General features: G+C 56.6%; 18 protein-coding genes. 9 read left to right on the top strand and 9 right to left on the bottom strand.

Annotated features, from left to right (window positions below; all coding sequences use genetic code 11):
* Positions 1-10 precede the first annotated feature (10 nt).
* The 4 genes from FHT87_RS22600 to FHT87_RS22615 form a co-directional block, all read right to left on the bottom strand.
* Positions 11-1,990, bottom strand: coding sequence for a phage major capsid protein (locus FHT87_RS22600; RefSeq protein ID WP_183804950.1), 1,980 nt, complete (start codon positions 1,988-1,990; stop codon positions 11-13).
* Between the two features lie 33 nt (positions 1,991-2,023).
* Entirely contained in the window at positions 2,024-3,811 is a 1,788-nt protein-coding gene (locus FHT87_RS22605) for a terminase large subunit (protein ID WP_183804952.1), read from the bottom strand.
* Positions 3,811-4,236 carry a hypothetical protein gene (locus FHT87_RS22610; RefSeq protein WP_183804954.1) on the bottom strand — a complete coding sequence of 142 codons (426 nt, stop codon included), beginning with the start codon at positions 4,234-4,236 and terminating at the stop codon, positions 3,811-3,813. The genes FHT87_RS22605 and FHT87_RS22610 overlap by 1 nt, the downstream gene beginning before the upstream one ends.
* Positions 4,237-4,375: 139 nt before the next feature.
* Positions 4,376-5,368, bottom strand: coding sequence for a DUF2806 domain-containing protein (locus FHT87_RS22615; protein WP_183804956.1), 993 nt, complete (start codon positions 5,366-5,368; stop codon positions 4,376-4,378).
* 626 nt (positions 5,369-5,994) lie between these two features.
* On the opposite strand from FHT87_RS22615, the gene FHT87_RS22625 reads away from it, so the two are divergent.
* From FHT87_RS22625 to FHT87_RS22635, 3 genes are all read left to right on the top strand, one after another.
* Positions 5,995-6,213 carry a hypothetical protein gene (locus tag FHT87_RS22625; RefSeq protein WP_183804960.1) on the top strand — a complete coding sequence of 73 codons (219 nt, stop codon included), beginning with the start codon at positions 5,995-5,997 and terminating at the stop codon, positions 6,211-6,213.
* A gap of 25 nt (positions 6,214-6,238) precedes the next feature.
* Positions 6,239-6,736 (top strand): hypothetical protein, encoded by a 498-nt coding sequence (locus tag FHT87_RS22630; RefSeq protein WP_183804962.1) that lies wholly within the window; start codon positions 6,239-6,241, stop codon positions 6,734-6,736.
* 346 nt (positions 6,737-7,082) lie between these two features.
* Entirely contained in the window at positions 7,083-7,322 is a 240-nt protein-coding gene (locus tag FHT87_RS22635; RefSeq protein ID WP_183804964.1) for a hypothetical protein, read from the top strand.
* A 294-nt stretch (positions 7,323-7,616) separates the two neighbouring features.
* Here the strand turns inward: FHT87_RS22635 and FHT87_RS22640 are convergent, their stop codons facing one another.
* Both FHT87_RS22640 and FHT87_RS22645 read right to left on the bottom strand, forming a co-directional pair.
* Positions 7,617-8,324 carry a hypothetical protein gene (locus FHT87_RS22640; protein WP_183804966.1) on the bottom strand — a complete coding sequence of 236 codons (708 nt, stop codon included), beginning with the start codon at positions 8,322-8,324 and terminating at the stop codon, positions 7,617-7,619.
* Positions 8,324-10,183, bottom strand: a complete 1,860-nt coding sequence (locus FHT87_RS22645; protein WP_183804968.1) for a hypothetical protein — start codon at positions 10,181-10,183, stop codon at positions 8,324-8,326. Before FHT87_RS22645 ends, FHT87_RS22640 begins: the two co-directional genes overlap by 1 nt.
* A 426-nt stretch (positions 10,184-10,609) precedes the next feature.
* Between FHT87_RS22645 and FHT87_RS22650 the strand changes: the two genes are divergently transcribed.
* Positions 10,610-11,440 carry a hypothetical protein gene (locus FHT87_RS22650; protein WP_183804970.1) on the top strand — a complete coding sequence of 277 codons (831 nt, stop codon included), beginning with the start codon at positions 10,610-10,612 and terminating at the stop codon, positions 11,438-11,440.
* A gap of 73 nt (positions 11,441-11,513) precedes the next feature.
* On the opposite strand, the gene FHT87_RS22655 is transcribed toward FHT87_RS22650, so the two are convergent.
* From FHT87_RS22655 to FHT87_RS22665, 3 genes are read right to left on the bottom strand one after another with little or no spacing between them, the layout of a single operon-like run.
* Complete coding sequence (locus tag FHT87_RS22655; RefSeq protein WP_183804972.1) at positions 11,514-11,708, bottom strand: hypothetical protein; 195 nt, start codon at positions 11,706-11,708, stop codon at positions 11,514-11,516.
* The gene (locus tag FHT87_RS22660; RefSeq protein WP_183804974.1) at positions 11,705-12,556 is read right to left on the bottom strand and encodes a hypothetical protein; all 852 of its coding nucleotides are present in this window, start codon (positions 12,554-12,556) and stop codon (positions 11,705-11,707) included. Before FHT87_RS22660 ends, FHT87_RS22655 begins: the two co-directional genes overlap by 4 nt.
* Entirely contained in the window at positions 12,553-13,056 is a 504-nt protein-coding gene (locus FHT87_RS22665) for a hypothetical protein (RefSeq protein ID WP_183804976.1), read from the bottom strand. Before FHT87_RS22665 ends, FHT87_RS22660 begins: the two co-directional genes overlap by 4 nt.
* 891 nt (positions 13,057-13,947) lie before the next feature.
* On the opposite strand from FHT87_RS22665, the gene FHT87_RS31275 reads away from it, so the two are divergent.
* The 5 genes from FHT87_RS31275 to FHT87_RS22695 all read left to right on the top strand — a co-directional run bounded on the left by FHT87_RS31275 (position 13,948) and on the right by FHT87_RS22695 (position 17,377).
* Positions 13,948-14,175: a hypothetical protein gene (locus tag FHT87_RS31275; RefSeq protein ID WP_246698110.1), complete on the top strand. Its 228-nt coding sequence runs from the start codon at positions 13,948-13,950 to the stop codon at positions 14,173-14,175.
* A gap of 263 nt (positions 14,176-14,438) precedes the next feature.
* Positions 14,439-15,326 carry an AraC family transcriptional regulator gene (locus FHT87_RS22680; RefSeq protein WP_183729836.1) on the top strand — a complete coding sequence of 296 codons (888 nt, stop codon included), beginning with the start codon at positions 14,439-14,441 and terminating at the stop codon, positions 15,324-15,326.
* Positions 15,327-15,492: 166 nt separating this feature from the next.
* Complete coding sequence (locus tag FHT87_RS22685) at positions 15,493-15,894, top strand: heme-binding protein (protein ID WP_183729839.1); 402 nt, start codon at positions 15,493-15,495, stop codon at positions 15,892-15,894.
* Positions 15,895-15,954: 60 nt separating this feature from the next.
* Entirely contained in the window at positions 15,955-16,758 is an 804-nt protein-coding gene (locus FHT87_RS22690) for an SDR family oxidoreductase (RefSeq protein ID WP_183729842.1), read from the top strand.
* 70 nt (positions 16,759-16,828) lie between these two features.
* Positions 16,829-17,377, top strand: a complete 549-nt coding sequence (locus tag FHT87_RS22695) for a nuclear transport factor 2 family protein (RefSeq protein ID WP_183729845.1) — start codon at positions 16,829-16,831, stop codon at positions 17,375-17,377.
* Positions 17,378-17,577: the final 200 nt, after the last annotated feature.

Here is a 17,577-nt window from a genome sequence, read left to right on the forward strand (position 1 = left end):
AGGAAGGGCTTTAGGCGCTCGGGGCGCCATAGTCGGCGTTACCGATGTAAGCGACCGCAGAGGCGCGACGCTTCGCAAAGTTCAGCGGGCGCACGACTTTCAACGCGACGCTTTCCGTCTGATACATCGACACGACCGATGTGTTGGCGGTCGGCGTATCAGTGTCGCCATTCGGTGCGCTATCCATCTGAATTGCGGCTTCCGACGAAATCGACACCTCGACGCCGCGATCACCGATCTTGTAGATATCGGACGGCTTCAGGAGGATCAGGTCACCTGCGCCGATATTACCGCCCGCATGAAGCGGATCGCCCAGCAACGTACCGCCATTGGCGCCGATGCCGGGGAAGGCCCAGTTGCCCATGATGTTTTGCATCAGGCCCAACGACTTGGCCAAAGACTGGGTCGTGACGAATTCAAGAGCTTCAGAATTGCTGGCGGCGATGAACGGAGCGTAGAGTGCCTTCACGTCAGCGATGACGCCATCGACATCATTGCCGGCACTCGTACCGGCGGTGAGGCCGTTCAGTATCCCTGCGGGCGAGACACCAGCAGCGGCCGCCGAAGTACCGAAGAACGTCTGATCGACACGCTGTGCCGAAGCGTTGACCAGCGAGTCACGCACCAGCTTTTCAGCCGAGGGCGACGAATCCCGGAGCAGTTCCTTGGAGACGATGGCGATAGCTGCAACCTTCAAAGGCAGAAGGTTCACGTCCATGAAGTCAGCCTTGGTAACCGGGATAGACTTGCTTTCGCCGACCCAATAAGCCGACGCGGCACCGTCCTGGCCCGCGATGTTCACATTAGCCGGAACTTCGCGGAGGGGGAGCTTGTCGAACACCGTGCGAGCATAGAGATAGTCGATGAAGTCGCCGGTATAACGGTCTATGTGGACCAGTTCGGAACCCCATTCGCCCGATCCCGCACCGCCGCCAGCTACTGCGGCTTTCACGTGTTCGACAAAGGCCGGATTCTTCTGGCCCCAGCGCTTATGTGCGACAACGACTGCCGACACGTCATCCATACGCGCAAGCGTCTTCGCGATAACGAGGCGCGTGAAGTTCTGGCCCTCGAAATCTTCGTCCTTGGCGTGCTTGTCGAAGTGAACCGGCGCGCCAAGGCGGGACTGCGTGCCTTCGGCGGCGGACCTTGCGACAACCGGCTTGGCCGTCGCGGCCTGTGCCTTTTCGAGAGCGCGAAGGCGCTTGAGATCGGCGTCTATTGCAGAAACGTCCTTTTCGAGCATGTCGAACTCTTCCTGTTCGGCAGCATCGGTAGAGCGGCCTTCGTCCATCGATTTCTGCATAACGGCGCCCATCTGGGCGGTCTTGGCAGCGCGAGAAGCTTCAAGCGCCGCGATCTGTTCAGCAAGGGTCTTCATTCCCTTGTCTCCTTTTGATTTGAGATTTACGGAGTGGGTTTTTCCCGCAGCGCCGGGAGTGGTTTTCGGAGGGCGGACCAATTGGCCAGACGCGGCCGGAGCGCCCTTGTCGAAGGTTTTGATGATCGCGACTGCAGCCGCGTCCATGTTCTTCAGGCTGGTGATAATGGCGTCCGGCTGAGCCGGAACCGTCACGAGACTCAGTTCGTAGACTTCGGATTTCATGAAGCGGATGCCGTCATCGTCCATCCATGCGTATTCCAGAGCCCGGAATCCGATGGAGACGGCGGCAATCAACCCGGCGACAACGCTCTGCCACGCTTCTTCGATACGATCCTTGAGCACGCCAGATCCGTCGATTACCGGCAACTCGGCAGTGAACGTGATTCCGTCTGTCGTCGGTTTGTCGAACCTAACAGTCCCGACCGGCTTTTCATGATTATGATGCATGAGAAGCGGCAGCGGGTTTTTGAAGCTGACCCCGAGCGGCTCCACGATGTCGCCGACACGATCAACCGTCGGCGTCGTGGCAATACCACGGATGATGCGCTTATTTTCATCGACCGCCTTGACGGTGAGCAACGAGTAAGCGCGGCGCGTCAACGTCATGACCACCTCCAATATTCAGATTGTTTGGATTCTTCAGCCGAGGATCAGCATCTGGTTCTTCGGCGTCTCCGGCACCGCCGGATTGCGCGTCATCACAGTCACCGCGTTGAAAAGCGCCATGACCGGATCGATTTTCGCATCGCCGGCAGTCTGTTTGGTCGCCCGGATTGCTGTTGCGGTTGGCTCGATCTTCAGATTCGAGACACACCAGGTCATCAATGGGCCGCCAGCATGCATCAGCGTGCCGTTTTTCAAACGCCGCCCAGCCGTTTTTATGGCGTTCATAAGGCCGTAGCTTTGCTGGATGCCCAACAGCAGGCCATTCTCCTGCGTGATATCGATCTCCGGAGCAGCCAGAGCATCGACGAGCTCGCCTAAGCCGGCGGGGTCGACGGCTACCGCCGCCAGGATGCCTCGAGTCTTCACGCCATTGATGATCTCAACAATGGCAGCCAGGTCTTCGAGAGCATCGTCGGTGATGGTTAGATGCCCGGATTTCTGGATATCTATCAGTTTCGTTGCAATCGACTTCCGTCTTTCCAGCACGTCTCTGTCGCACCACGCGTGCGACCAAGCGAGCCATCGCTTCATTCGCTTGACGGTTGGCCTACCGTTGACCTTCACGGTCACCTCTATTTCGGCTGGCTCCCGCCCCACGATCGTAAGTCCGAAGAGGTCGTCTAGGCCGCCACCGTCGATACCAGCAACCACGACCTCGCAACGATCGAGCATGGCATCCAAAGCATCGAAGGGCGGAAGACCTGCAAGCGCGAGATCGGTTGCGCCAACCCAGTAGTCCGCGCCGGACCACCGATTTGCCCGGAGGTTCATGCCGATAGGAACGTTCAGGTGCTTGGAGAGGAACGTCTGGATCGTATCGCCTTCTTCGTCTTGACCACTCAAGACGTTTGCAAGTTTCCGTTCCAGCCATTCCCGCCGCACCGATTTTCCCATGTTCGGATTGGTGACATAGAAGTTTGCGGGATTGAGGTAAGCCTTGCTCTCAATCATCTCTTCTGGGAACTCATAGAGGACCGGCAGGAAGCGCGGATCTTCGATTTCGCCATCGCGGACCGCGCGGGCGTAATCGAGCTTCTCCTTAAACACACCGGTCGGTGGCGCGTCCGAATGCGTCGAGATGTAGATCACGAAGCCTTCCGGCCTGGAAATAAGCCCGCCCGTCGCCTCCTGAAGCATAGCGCTGGCGCCGGCCTTCTTGCCGAACAGCCAAAGCTCCTCGACAAGCACGAAGGCCGCCTTCTTGCCGGCTGAGGTCGATGAATCTGCGGACACCACCTTAAGCACGGCCAATGTTAGGCGATGCGTTATCGTCTTCAGATTGTCCTGGACATGCAGCAGATCAAACAGCTCCGCATCCGCTCTCACCATATCGGCGGCCGGCTTGAATGAGTTGTCGGCGACTTCCCGCGTGGGCGCCAGGATCAGCAGTTCAGCGGAATGGCGCCAATTGCGGATGAGTGCCGTGAGCATGATGCCGGCAACGATCGTCGATTTCCCGTTCTTCTTCGAGATTAGAAGGAAGAATTCTTCGATCAGCCTGTTGGCGTTCTTGGCGTCATAGGCGCCGAAGACGGCTTTGACGAAGTCGAAAACAAACTGCTCGCCCACTTCGCCGAATGTGGGGTGTCTCGTTTCATCGGTATCCGGATCGACCACCTGCGGCAGGTCGACCACCTGCAGAGACTTGAACACCTCCAGGGCGGCCTCTGCCTCATCGCGAAATAAAGGTGCAAAAGGGATCAGCGATCGGCGCTGAACGATACGCTCACGCCAATCAACACAAGCCGTTGACCACTGCATCAGCGATTATCGACAACCAGCTTCGGCGGCGTTGGTGGCGCGAATTTGCCGGCAACAGCCTTTGCGGCGAGCTTCTGCTCCTCCTTTTTGCCGAGTTTGGGAGCCTTCGCCTCACGCTGCTTCACCGCTTCTTGCGCACCGGCGACCCTGCCCATTTCCTCGAGCTTCTTGATCGCCGCGACATTGCCGCTGCGTGCGGCGCCAAACAGCAGGCCGATCACTTCCTTTCGGCGTTGTGCGTGGCCATCAGCCAGTTCTTCGAGAAAGTGTTTACGAAGGGTGTCGGGGTCGATGCCAAGCGCTCGGGCGATCGTGTTGTCGCTCTCACCGCAGAATTTCATTTGTTCGACCATCTGCCGATCCTCAAGGGAGGCGCGATAGGTCGGCCGCCCCCGCTTACCAGGGGCCTTTGTTTTTTCGGTCATGACGATGATTCACCCTCGAAATTTCGAGACGGCAGAAAAAAATGTGATGGTGAGGGGACGCGGGTGTGGTGCCGAAGCTTGCCCGACTGGGTAGAGTGCCCCCCCCGATGGAAGGCGCGGACATTCGCAAAGTCCAGTGTCAATTCTGTGGGGGACGTTCCCACACTTCGACGGCATCGTGAACGACTATCATTCCGTTTTCGCTCACCCAGACTCCGCGTAATATCGTTTGCACGTGCTCCGATCTCTTGAGCTGTTCTATCAGCACGTCAGTCGCTTCAGCAGATGCTTGCGGCTGTACTACTGGATGCAATTCCTGCCCGATAATCGTGACAAGCGTGCATGAAACGGGGATTTCTGCATTGGGTGTGCCACGTGCAACTATTCCTTGGTCGGCCATACAGAAAATCGCGACACCGTTTTCGCCTATCCGCTTTCTAGTTGTGGTGTCGGCATTCAATTGCCCGATCAACCCTGCCGTCCTAACCAGATGCATCTGGTCGAAGAGTTCCCCCGTTATTGTCTCCCCAAGTAATGCATATCTTCGATCGACGGTTCTGCTCAGCAAAACTTCGGCGGCGATTGCCGTCGGGCCATCGAGTACGGATATGAACTGCAAAGTCTGCAATGAGAATGAAGCTGGCTTGCGGATTTCCCCAGCCAACACTCGAGCCCAAGTTTCACGAAGTTCATCTGAACTCGCTTTCGCTGCATACCCATCGAAAACATTCATCCAGTCGTCCGTCGGACCTTCGGAAGTCGATACCACAGGATCTGTCGTGAGGTGCGCTATTGTTTTTTCCGCAACGGCCTCACGATTTTCTTGAGCTCTGTAGATTTCCGATACATGTCGATGCAGCGCACGATCTAGCAGTGCGGGATCAGCAACGGCAGCACTAGCTGTCGCTTTCGCTATCGCACCCACAATTGTGGTTCTGGCAGCGGTGTCATCTTTAATGCGTTGAGCCTGCTTTTCCAGCCAGGCTGCGGGAATGTCAGTCGCACCTGCTATAAGTCGGCTGAGGGCCTTGCCGGCCGGCCCGGCGAGAATCTGCGGTACGCCGCCTTCTGCCAGAGATTTGGCAACGTCAGTCCATGTTGTAGGTAGTTTCTGCTCAGAGTCGTTTGTCATGATCATCCCCATCACGAGATGATCAAAACACGATTCGCGCCAAAGTCTAGGTCGATTGCAGCCTTGAAACCTTGGCCCTCGTTGGCATGGGGCGGCAGGGAGGTTTCTACCGTTGTCGGCTGGACTGCGCAGCCTCGAAATTGCCGCCTTGTTGGGTTTACTGTTGGCCCTCAAGCATCTGCTTATGCCGGTTATGGCAAGGGTCAGCGCAAAGAGTCTGAAGGTTTTCTGGATCCCAAAAGAGCGTCTCATCACCGCGGTGAGGTTCGACATGGTCGCAGACCATTGTACCGCTTCTCAGGCTGATGCGGCCGCACATCGCGCATTTGTATCCATCCCGGACGAGGATCGACAGACGCAGATCCTGCCAACGCTTCGTGCTGTACCATTTGCGCCAGGGCTGCTCCGCTGCACGATATTGCGTCCGGCTGAGGCCCTCTCGTTCAGGCTTGATAAGTGGTGCCAATACGGAGATTGATGGCCCCAATATCTTTAGTCTCGCCATCGTCGTATCCCCGACGGATGCAGCGATCAGACGATCGCGCTTTCTCTGTGGGTTGTATTGTGGATGTCTGGACAATCAGCCAGCCCGATGGCAGCCTTCGTCACAAACGATGGGGTGACAGATGTCCAAAGAACACGTGGAAGCAGCCAACCAAGCAATCGAGACACTTCTTAAGGCGAGAAGAAAGCACGTTGAAGGGATGACAAAGGCTGTTACCTACAGCGATTTAGATCGTCTCGTTCAAATGCAGAATGCACTAGAGGCACTTGAGAGAGTGTTGGCCGACGAGGAGAAGCGCCTTCCCTCAGTCTACGAAAGCCAAGGCATTCGAAGCGTCTAAGGCGCTTCCAGACGAGGAGAAACAGATGTTTCTGCACAGCCCCGTTCGCATGAAGTTTTTTGCTGACCTGCAGGTTGGCGAACTTTGCCAGGTTCAGTTCGGAACCGGACTTGGTATCAGTTTTCCGATCGCCATAGATGGACCGAGAAGGCTGATCGCCATCCTAAAGCTTGGTGAAGAAGTAAGGCCGACGGTCCACGAAGTCGTGAATCTCCGCACACCATGCTTATCGTATGGGCAAGACTGGGTGCTAGCCCCCGAGGTTAATGCATCAGCAACCATAAGCTCCAGGCATTCAGAAACCCCCGGAGCGATCCACCTGTATACTGAAGGCGCCACAATGTACCTCGCGCCATTTACGCGCGAGTCGATGATGGATGGTTATCGACTTGCGCTGCCAGGGTTCGGCCAAGGGCAAATTCCTACCGATTCAATCCCTGTCCTCAAGTGGAAGCTCTGGACCAGTGAGGCAGATCGCCAACGGCCTGGCGCCACTCCATTGCTGGAATTCTCGCATCAATAGAAACGGCGCCCATTTCGGAGCGCCGGCTTTGCGGCCAACGTTTTTCCTGTGAGCAATCCACTGCTTTTGCTTGGATAACCAGCCGTACGCATTGATCTTGCCGCGCAAAGCTGCCTAGCTAAAGATCCTGGCAGCGGGGAATGCGGCTAAGCTTGGAGGCGAACCGCACTCTCCCGCGTCAGGTGGCTCCTCGGCGGTGGGGTCAGCGCGAATGCTGATCTCACCGACAGCCAAAGACACCGTGCAACAGAATGTTGATTGCGGCAATGAAGGAGTTGCATAAAACGCAACTTTTCCACGGTCGCGGACATTCATCCGCGATTTCTCTATGAGTGCTGGGGACGCAATGATTTTCACTAACCTTGCCAGGATTGCAGCCTGGCTCGCGCTCGTGTTAGGCGCGATCCAGCTAGTCATCGGCTTCGGAGTAGCAACCGAGTTTTTCGGACCATATGACGCTGCCTTAGCGCGATATGCGCCCGGTGCGGAAAATTCAGGTGAAGTCATAAATCGCGGATTTTTCGCTATCATCTTCGCCATTGCACTCGGAACGCTGGCGGAGATCGGCGTCGCGTTGCGGCGCTAAGGATTAGGCGGAGCAGGGGCGGCAGAGAGATAAGATGGCAGACCAGACAGTTGGTAGCATCGTTTCAGATCTTGCCACGAGAGGTGGCAAGATCTACTTCCTGGAGGCAAATGAGCCATATCCGGTTGATGCAATCCTAACGGCAATCAGGGCCGATCTAATTAGGCAAATGCCTCAAGGGTACGGGACGAACGAAGTTATCGAATTGACTTCCCGTGGAAGAGAAGTTGCGGGCCTACCGCCGCAGTTTAGTTTGGTACGCTGGATCGTCGGCTTATCGGCGCGAAAGCCTCGCTAAACCTTTCTCAGCGCGACCTTGATCTTATCGAGAATAATCCGCTGCTGCGTCGGCCCCCAGTGTGCATAATCGAGCAGATACCCCGGAATTGCCGCGCCGCCGCTCGTTTGCAGGTCTGATATATCGACGATTTCACATTGGTCTCGGCTCGAGTATGTCGAGAGCAGCCACGCATTGAAAGCCGATATGTTGGAGTTATAGCCCGTGACAGTCGTGCGCGTCGGCGGGACGATCACAAGCGGGCCGGTGAAATAACTCATCACCGAAGCATACAGCCCCTCGATCGCGGGGATGTTAGGCCCATCTTGGGTGAGATTGTTCAGCGGTATGCCAGCAAGAACGATGGCGCGAGCATTGGTGAGGCAAGAATAAGAGCCGCTTCGCAGGCGATAGATCAGCCCCTCGATCGTATCGCCACCAATCCCGAAATTCGATGCAAAAGGGATTTCACCTAGATCGAGCCCGTCGATGTTGCTGTCGCCAAAGAAGGCAATCTCGCCGCCGTCAATCCGAAGACGTGACTGCTTCCTTCCGTCTGCCTCGACGCGCCCAGCGAAATAGACTCCTGGCGAAAACGAAACGGCCGTGGGCACGGTACCCAGCAAAAGGTTTTGTCCCTGAGGCCGCTTGAGTTGAGGGGCCATTCCAGAACCTGTTGCCAATCCAGCGCCAGGCCGCGGCGTTACGATGGTAGGATCCAGCATCAGGCGTTCACCTCGGTACGGATGCCGCAAAGATAGCAGCGCTTCAAGTTGAACGTTCTATATCGGATAGAGATTTCATCGCCCGACGGCTGGCCCGATACCGAGACGATATTCGTCTCGAAATAGGTCCGAGAGCCAAGAGCCTTCAATTGCGTCATGGTTGCCGCCGTCCACGTGGTTCCGCCGTCGCGGCTCACATCGATCTTGACGTCGGTGTTCAGCGTCAGTGCATCGAGCGCTTCGAAGATGCCAGACACCTTGACCTGTGTGGGTGTGAAATCGATGAACTCGAAGGCGGCAGTCACCAGAGCGATGTTCTCTGTGCTGTCAGGCTGCTCGACCTGGATCTGCTCAACGAGAACGATGTCATTGACTGACGTCGTATATCCGGTTGCCGTCGTGGTGGCTGCGTCGGTTCCAGCCTTATAGTAAAGCGTGAAATCCGCATCAGTGGGATTGATGCGCCCGATCGTGCCTCCTGCCGTGCACTGTGCGGCAATGATCAGGGGTGAGCCTGCCGTTACGGCATAGCTTACCCAATCCGACCACTCTTCTTCGTTGGCAGCCAGCGTGAGGGTCGAAACACCACCACCGAATGTCAGCGGAACCTGGTCTCCGGTGAATGATCCGCCCGCGCCTGCGTGCCCAACGTAAACGGAAGAGAAGGTAGCTCCAGAACTCCCGCCCTTGCAGAGAATCCGGACCTTGTTGCCGCCCTGAGAGATGCGAACGCCAGCAAATTTCTGTCGGAGCGTATTGCCGGCCCATCCGCCTGCCGACGTGGCCAAAGGCACATATGAGAACGAGTCTACCTGCTGGACGGGGTTGCCGCCGTTCATAACTCTCCCGTTACCGGGATCAAGAACATATCCGGAAGATGCGCTTGTGTTGATACCTCCTTCGCCGCCGAAACCATCGGCCAGCCCATTCGCCATGAAAACAGGCTCGGCAACAGCTCTTGAAGAATGGATCGCGCTGAGTGTGCCGCCGTCAATCGAAATGCGATTGCGAAGGGCGGCGGATAGTTTAACGTCCGTCACCGTATCGTCCGCAACTGTGGCAAAGGGGAATCCCTGCCATGCCGCTCCGTCCCAATAGAAGTGAGCGATAGAAGCGGTATTCCAGTAGAAGGCACCCTGCCTAATCGGATCGCCATTCGGATCGCTCGTGGGCGCCGTCGCATATTCCCCCAAATACTGCGACTGGAACTGCCCAAAAACGGCTTCCATCGCCGCCTGAATAGCAGCGCTTGCCTGGTCGCTGGCGAGGCGGAAAGTCGAGCCATCCTGCTTGCCAATCAGAATAGAGCCGGCGACGATTGCGCCAGGCGCTACATTCCCGCCGGAATTCGTTTTGATTGTGAGCGGCGAACCGTCATTAAAGCTGACGGTGACGGGCGAGCCAGTGTTGGTGGTTGAAACCGTCAGCCAAACCTGCGCGGTGCTGGAAATAGGCTGGGCCGAACTCGCATGAATAGCGTTCGGTGTGCCGGTGCCTTCGTCCTCGGCGATGATGACCGAATACGGGAGATCAGCAACGCGAGTCCATGATCCGGTGCCGGCGGCTCCATTCTTTCTATAGATACCGCTCAGCGCCTCATCTTGCACGACCCATGCCATGTCGTTTGCGTCGTGCTGCAGATCAGCAAAGAGCTGGGCGCGTGTGAGATACACGCTGCCACCAGACCCACCGATTGCTGTGACGAAGCTTTCAAGCCACGCGCCCCACGCACGCACCTCGGATTTCTTGACCTTTTTCGGTCCAGAGGACGGGGAGCCAGGGATATTGTCATCGGAGAAAACTGTGGCGGCGGTTGGTGCTAACATCGTCGGAATCCGGGCAATAAAAAAACCGCTCAAAGGCGGGCTTAGGTGTCACGTGAGTACGGGGTAGCTACACCCACTCCGTGCCATCGTCGAAAGTCGAGTCATCGTCGAACGGAGCGCTTTCTTCTGGCGCCTGCTGTTCGTCGTCTTCGTCGTTCGGATCTGAAGAAATCATTGATTCGCTGCCCCTCACTTGGGGAAGATTCGGTGTGAAAATGACTCGTCTTTTTTGATTCCGTCAACACGTGATAGGAAATTAATCCGATTAACTAAGAATACATTCCTGCGATATCGGAATCCGGTCAAGGGAAATCAGCTGATGAAAAAACATCGAATTTTTTCTCAATTTTGTTTTTCGAAGGCGTCAAAATGGCAAAATTTCTGCACGGGTTATTGACGTGTCGGAGCCAAAAAATGCAGGTATGGGTATAGTTTCAAGATTCCTGGAGCATTGCCTTAATGGCGAACGTGAGTAATGAGGCCGAAGAATTACACCGCATGTGTCTCGTGTTTAAGGATCTGAATGGAGGACATCGAACCTTAGAAGTGCTCGCTGCGCTATTTGGCTCTCAACCGGAAGAAGCTGAGTATTATATTTTTCTGTCGGCAATACGTTTGAGATTTCAGCGCTTTCTCAAGGCCGTCGATGAAGCCGTTTTGAACGAGCGCCATCGGACCAATCTTCGCAATGCGGTTAGGCATCTGATGATGTTCACCGAAATCCGTTATGCGACCAATGGGTGGCCTAACACGAAGGCGGAGGTTTTTACTGATACCCATCTAATGGCGCTCGACATGGCGGGCGGTGGGTTAGCCGGCGTCGTGCCAGTCGTGGTTCTCAGCGAGGACGAGCGAACGCAATACGTGGCAGACTTACGTCAAGTCTACGATGAGATTTCTGAAACCCACGATTTTGCCTCCGAGATGGTTGGAAACGCAATCCTAGCCTCAATTCGAATGATCGAATTATTCGACATTTTTGGATCTATCGCGATAGGTGAAAAGCTAATCCAACTCCATGCAACGGCTAAGCAAGCCGCAGAGCTAGTGCCGAAAGAGCGACGGGCGAAGTATACAAAAGCTGCAGGTGCCGTTGCGATCGTTCTGGGCGGTTTGGTGTACGCCGACGGGGTGGTGTCCGCCGTCGAGAATTTTTACACTCGAGCAGGCACCATTGCGGAACAGCTGTTACTGGCTAATCCCCCGCAGTTGAAGCTTTTGCCATCCCCCAAAATATCTCAAGATTCGAACGGACACCCCGACGCGGAAGTAACTTCGATCGACGTATGAAACTGCCTGGCCGGTAAATCGCGCCAAGAACACGCGAACCGGCCCAAGGTTATCAGCGGACGATCAGAGGGCGTCACTGGATATTCTCGGGCTTAAGGTTTTTCCGACTAGAGAAGCGCAGCAGTTCCCATCCCAAGGGCGTGATCCGCAGCGGATCTCCCGCGGCTAGACCGAGGGCGATCAGTTCGGGAATGATGGCACTATCGATCTTCCGTTCCAGCTTCAGGTAAAACAGTGCTTTCTGTTGATCGGGTGTCAGTTCCTTCATGCCGCCTTCCGATGAATTACTTGTCCCACCCGCTGCCGAAACCAGTCCTCTGTCTCTCTCGATCTCAGGGCGCAGACATCACGCCAATGAAATGGCATGAACAGGTCGTTCCCGTCGGTGGTCTTATCGAAGGCCTGCTGAACAATCCGATCCATCGCGCCCGCCGCGATGGTCTTTCCATCTGTCATCTCCACCACGATCTCATCGAAGGTATTCAGGAACTCTAGGTCTTCACGATACGCCGAAGGGACAAAATGACGGGGAACCGAAGGGACATTTCTGGCCGCAGCCGAAGGGACAGTTTCAGATCCTCGCGCGTATCCACCAACATCTTCCCATGGGCAGGCTGAATCTTTATCAGGGGTATTACTATCAGGGATATAGGGACATACGGGTGTCCCTTCGGTGGATCGTTTCTGTCCCTTCGGTTCTGGCTGTCCCTTCGGTAAATGTCCCTTCGGTGATTGCCCCGCAGCTTCATCCTGTCCCTTCGGTTCAGGCTGCTTTGCGATGTCTGGTGAGGTGAGGTAGATGCGACGCAACTTGCCGACAACAACACCTTTGTCATCGCGCTTCGGCTGCGTCACACGTTCAAGGGCGCCAGCATCCTCAAGGAATGACAAGCCACGCTTTGCAGTCTTCACGTCACCTCCGATGGCTTCCGCCAGTTGCTCATCGGTGGGAAAAGCGTATCCGAGATCTCGGTTCAAGAATCCTGGCAGAACGGCAGCAACCCTCAAGCCTGCTTTTGGAAGGCCCGGTAGGCTCACTCCCATGCTTCTCCATTCGTCGCGCTGTTCGTTGAAGGTAGCAGCGTCTGAGGAAAAATCGATCCGACGGCTGCTCAAAATGCCTCCAACTGTTCCAAGCCATAAGATGCGTCACCTTTCGATGCCTCCGTACGTCTTTCAAGCTTGTCGACGGCATCGCGGATATTCACCGGAACCTTCCACCAATCAAAAGACCGTAATCCGATCGCTTCGGCGATATCAGCCTTGAGACGGCCGATATCGAGAAGCGTTAGACCACAATCATCCTCGATATCACTTAGAGATAAACGCACGTTGTCGAGTCGATCAGCTCGGGAATCGCCGCCAAGGATTGATTTGCTGTCTCGCGCCACTCGGTCCAACGCGGCGCGGTGTTCATCGGTTTCCAACTCGATGACCTGGACAAGTTCATCCCTTAAATTCCGGTCTTTGGTTGCCACTTCCGTAAGTGCAGCGAGAAGGACTTCCCGCGTAATGTCACCGAGCTCCCGGCAGCCGAAATCCCAGCACGCGGACCAAACCCGGTCGACGGTTTCTTTCACGAGTCTTGCGGTTTTCACCTTTCTCCAGTTCGTCACGCGTTGGCCTCAGGTGCTTTTTCCGAATTGAGTTTTTGGAAAGCCTCCTCGAGGACAGATCGGCGCCACCTTACCGCCCTGATGCCAACCCGCTCACCGGTAGGCAGCAACCCGCGCCGGATTAGGCTGTAGAGCGTCACTTTCGAGAATTTACGCTCTTTGCAAATCTGGGATGCTGTCAGGAATTCGTCAGCCTCAGCCATGGCGTTGTCCCTCTGCGATGAGAGCAGCTACGCGATCATGGGCGGAAGGCCGCAATGCTGCGCGGTATTCCAACTCGAGCCTCACCAGCCAGGGTTCGGCGGCGGGGCCAACGGCATCAACACAATCGGCCGCCAAGATGAGCAATTTTTCTATACGGGAACGCAGCTTTTCCCCGCTGCTAGGATGGGAAAGGTTCACTATAACTTCCAAGTGAACTGCGAAGCAGTCAAACCCACGGGCCTGCATCGCGCCCTCGCCTAACGGCGGTGGCAAGACCGGCGGATTTGCGCTTTCCATGAACCGGTCACAGACCCCCGCTATAGATAAAGCGCGGTAAAGTCAAGTGTGGTTTCGTAAATGTTTTCCGGCCACAAATGCGAATACTTTTGGGCTACAAATTCAAGGCAATCGCGTTGAAGATATCATATAACTATTTGATTTTACTTATATCGATGGCTCCTCCTGGATCAAGACCATTCCGGCCCGGGGAGCCAATTTGAAGATAAGCGCCTGTTTTCGTTGAATATTCCGAAGCAGGCGCTTTCTTTCCCACTCCCTCTCCTACCTCCCTTCCCACTTTGGGAACGCATTTTTGTCAGGCAGTAGCCGCAACGCGCGCCCCATAAGGCGGAACCATCAAGTCCGAGTTTGGTTTAATTCAGACACTTGTCGCTAGCGGAGGCTACGATGTGGGCTATCTTGATCGGTGCCGCTCTTATAATTGGCGGACTACTTTTATTCTTTTCATCGACGCTTCGTCGAAGATCGAGTGATCCGCATCAAATACCCCAAGGCGGCACCACGCTTGAACCACGGCACCAGGGCATCAGGTTTCTCGGTGTATCCCAAAACTGGCAAGCCCTTGTCATTATCGCAGTCGGCGCACTTCTCTTGGCATTTGGTGCGTATTCATGACGCTCGACAGCACTTGACCGCTCCATTCGCCGTAGGTGCTGAAGTCACCGAGATGGCAGCAGTACACCTTCGGGCTATGACACTTGCACTCGCTTGGGTTTTCGTCAAAATCCTGATTGCAGTGCGCAGGCGCCTGACAATCATGGCTCGCGCCGGCGAATATTTATTATAGAACTTCAGGGCCGATGCGGCGACGGCAGCAATCAAGCCACGATACCCATTAATTCGAATTTTCCGACCTATCTTCACGGCGAGAAGGCGACATGGATTTCGACGCATCGCAAGGGGACAGAAAATATCGGACCAGCGAGCGCGTGGGCGGGCTTGTCGACTGTTCAGGGCTGCAGGTCGAGCTCCGGCGTTTCGATCCGGGCTGGCAGGTCGACCTTACACTCGAATGCACAGAAATAGCCGTCCTGCTCTCGGGACAGTCGAAGATCCGATGGACCGGTGACGGTCACAGGCGGGAAGCTATCGCCCGCCCCGGAGTCGCATGGGTATGTCCGGCTGGAGTCAATGAGAGCGCTGTAGAAATCGTCGGCACGATGCCTGAGTCCCTTCACATCTTCCTGCCGCCATCGCTCGTCGGTGAGAGTGCACTTTCAAACTTTGACATCGATCCGGCGAGAGTGCAGCTCGCCTATGCGGGCGGCGTCCCTGATCCAGTGGTCTTGCAGCTCGGTGAGCTTTTTCGTGGTGTGTTGAACCGAAAACTGGAAGCGACAGACCGGCTGTTTCTCGACGGGATTCAGCTGGCGCTGGCGGCGCATTTGCTTGGCACCTATTCGTCCGCCCGCTGGCGTCCGCCGACGCGGACACCCGCCATCGATCCGAAAAGGCTGAGGCGCGTCCTCGATTTCATCGAGGCTCGCATTGCGGCGGAAATCTCGCTGGAGGATCTTGCGGCGGAGGCCTGTCTCAGCCCCTTTCACTTTTCTCGCATCTTTCGCGTGGCCACCGGCAAGGCCCCGCATCGCTACGTTACCGAGCGACGGATCGAGGCGGCCAAGGAGAAACTGCGGCTCGCGCAGTCCTCGCTGGTGGAGATCGCTATCGATACCGGCTTCGGCTCACAGGCCAATTTCACCCGCGTCTTCCGCAAGATAACCGGCCTGACGCCCGGCCAGTACCGCGCGCTCTTCACCTCTTAGCAATATCCGCCGTCCGGACGCGTTCGCCGCCCCCTCTGCGTGCCCATTCGAGCGCAAGATCTGCACATAGTGCAGCAAGAGATGGAAATACGGCAACGCGCCTTCGGCCTACACCTGTCTCATCGAACGGGGAGCACCCACCCTCGAACGAAGAGGAGACAGGGACATGATTACCGCTGAAGAAGCGCGCAGGGTCATCGCCGCCGGCGAGGCGCGAGCAAGAGAAATTGGCGTTCCAGCCAATATCGCCGTGCTCGACGCCGGCGCTCACATGAAGGCTTTTGCCCGCATGGACGGCGCCTTGCTGGGTTCCATCGACATCGCCGTCAACAAGGCCCGGACGGCGGCGCTGTTTTCCATGCGCACCGAAGCAATCGGCGAATTCTGTAAACCCGGCGGCACCTCGTTCGGCCTAGAGCAAACCAATGGCGGCCTCGTCGTCTTCGCCGGCGGCATTCCCCTCACCGATGGACGTAACATCATGATCGGCGCAGTCGGCGTGTCCGGAGGGGCCGTCGCCCAGGACCTTGAAATTGCCCAGGCTGCAGCGGCTGCCCTCACCGCCTGAACGACTTTTCTCCGTCTGAACTACCTTTTTTCAACCCAAGCACATCGAAAGGAAGTTATTGTGACCAAGACCATTCTCATCACCGGCGCAGGCTCCGGCTTCGGCAAAGCCGCCGCCATCGGCATGGCCAAGAACGGCCACAACATCATCGCCACCGCGCAGGTTTCCTCACAGGTCACGCCGCTGCGCGAAGAAGCCGCCGCCCTTGGCCTGAGGAGTTTCCGCGTCGAGCGCCTCGACCTTACCGACCCCTACGACATCAAGCAGGCCCAAGGCTTCGATTTCGACGTGCTCTGGAACAATGCCGGCATGGGCGAAGCCGGCCCGGTCTGGGAAATTCCGATTGATCTCGTCCGCAAGAACTACGAAGTCAACGTCTTCCTGCCGCTCACGCTGACCCAGGGTGTCGTCCAGAAATGGGTGCGCGAAGGCAAGAAGGGCAAGGTGGTCTTCACCTCATCGATGGGCGGCCTGTTCACGCCGGCCAACTGGGGCACCTACGTCTCCACCAAGCACGCTCTGGAATCGATCGCCGAAGCGCTGCAGCAGGAGCTCGGCCCCTACGGCATCAAGATCCAGACGATCAATCCGGGCGCCTATTACACTGGCTATAACGAGACGATGGCCGACAATCCGTTCCGCTGGCTGGATGACAGTAAGAATTTCACCAAGCGGGCCGACCTGCGCAACGGCTTCAACGACTTCTTTGCCACCCCCGAAGGCAAGATGGACCCGACGGAAATGATCGACCGGATGATCGAGATCGTTCCAGCCGATACTGGCAAATTCCGCAACGTGGTTCCGAAAGTTATCGAGGACATGCTTAGGGAGCATCAGCTCAAGGCCTGGGAAAACCAGATCTGATCGGCATCGCGCGTCGCAGCGGCACCCGCTGGCGGGTGCCGCACCACCGTCCCAATCCCTGGAGGAAACCATGTCCATCCCTGCAAGCGCAACTGTCCGCAGCCCGACATCCGTTGCCCGCCGCATCTTAAACGCTGCTCTCGGCATTGCCGCCACAATCCTGGCCCTGGGCGGGCTCGAAGCCCGTGCCGCGCCGCAGACGCTGACCGAAACCGAACGCCGCAACAAGGCGGCCGTCGAGGCCGGCTTTGAAGCGTGGGCGGCCGGCACAGGCAGCCCCTATGACCTGCTCGCCGACGACGCCCGCTGGACGATCGAGGGTTATTCGCTGGCGTCGAAGACTTATCCGAGCCGCGAGGCGTTTCTGCGCGAGGTGATCCGCCCGTTCAACGCCCGCATGAAGGCGCCGCTGAAGCCCGTGATCCGCAACGTCTATGCCGACGGTGACACCGTGATCGTCTTTTTCGACGCCCGCGGCATCGCCCGCGACGGGAAACCTTACGTCAATACCTATGCCTGGTTCCTCGACATGCGCGACGACCGTATCGTCCGCGCTTCGGCCTTCTTCGATTCGGTCGCATTCAACGAGTTCTGGACCCGTGTGACGCCATCCGAATAGGCCAGTAGGATTTGATCTCGCTCAAACGATCCGGGCTGAAGCAGACGTAATCTCCGGTCACAACCAACGGAGATTCCTATGCCAACAGATACCATCATCATCGTCAGTGGCGTTGTCGCAGCATTTGCGTTTTTCGCAGTCGGCCTCGCTTTTGCGAGCATTACCTCCAGCAAATAAGAGCCGGCGGCTCGCAATCGCGT

Source organism: Rhizobium sp. BK316 (genome assembly GCF_014193695.1).
Taxonomy (GTDB): domain Bacteria; phylum Pseudomonadota; class Alphaproteobacteria; order Rhizobiales; family Rhizobiaceae; genus Rhizobium.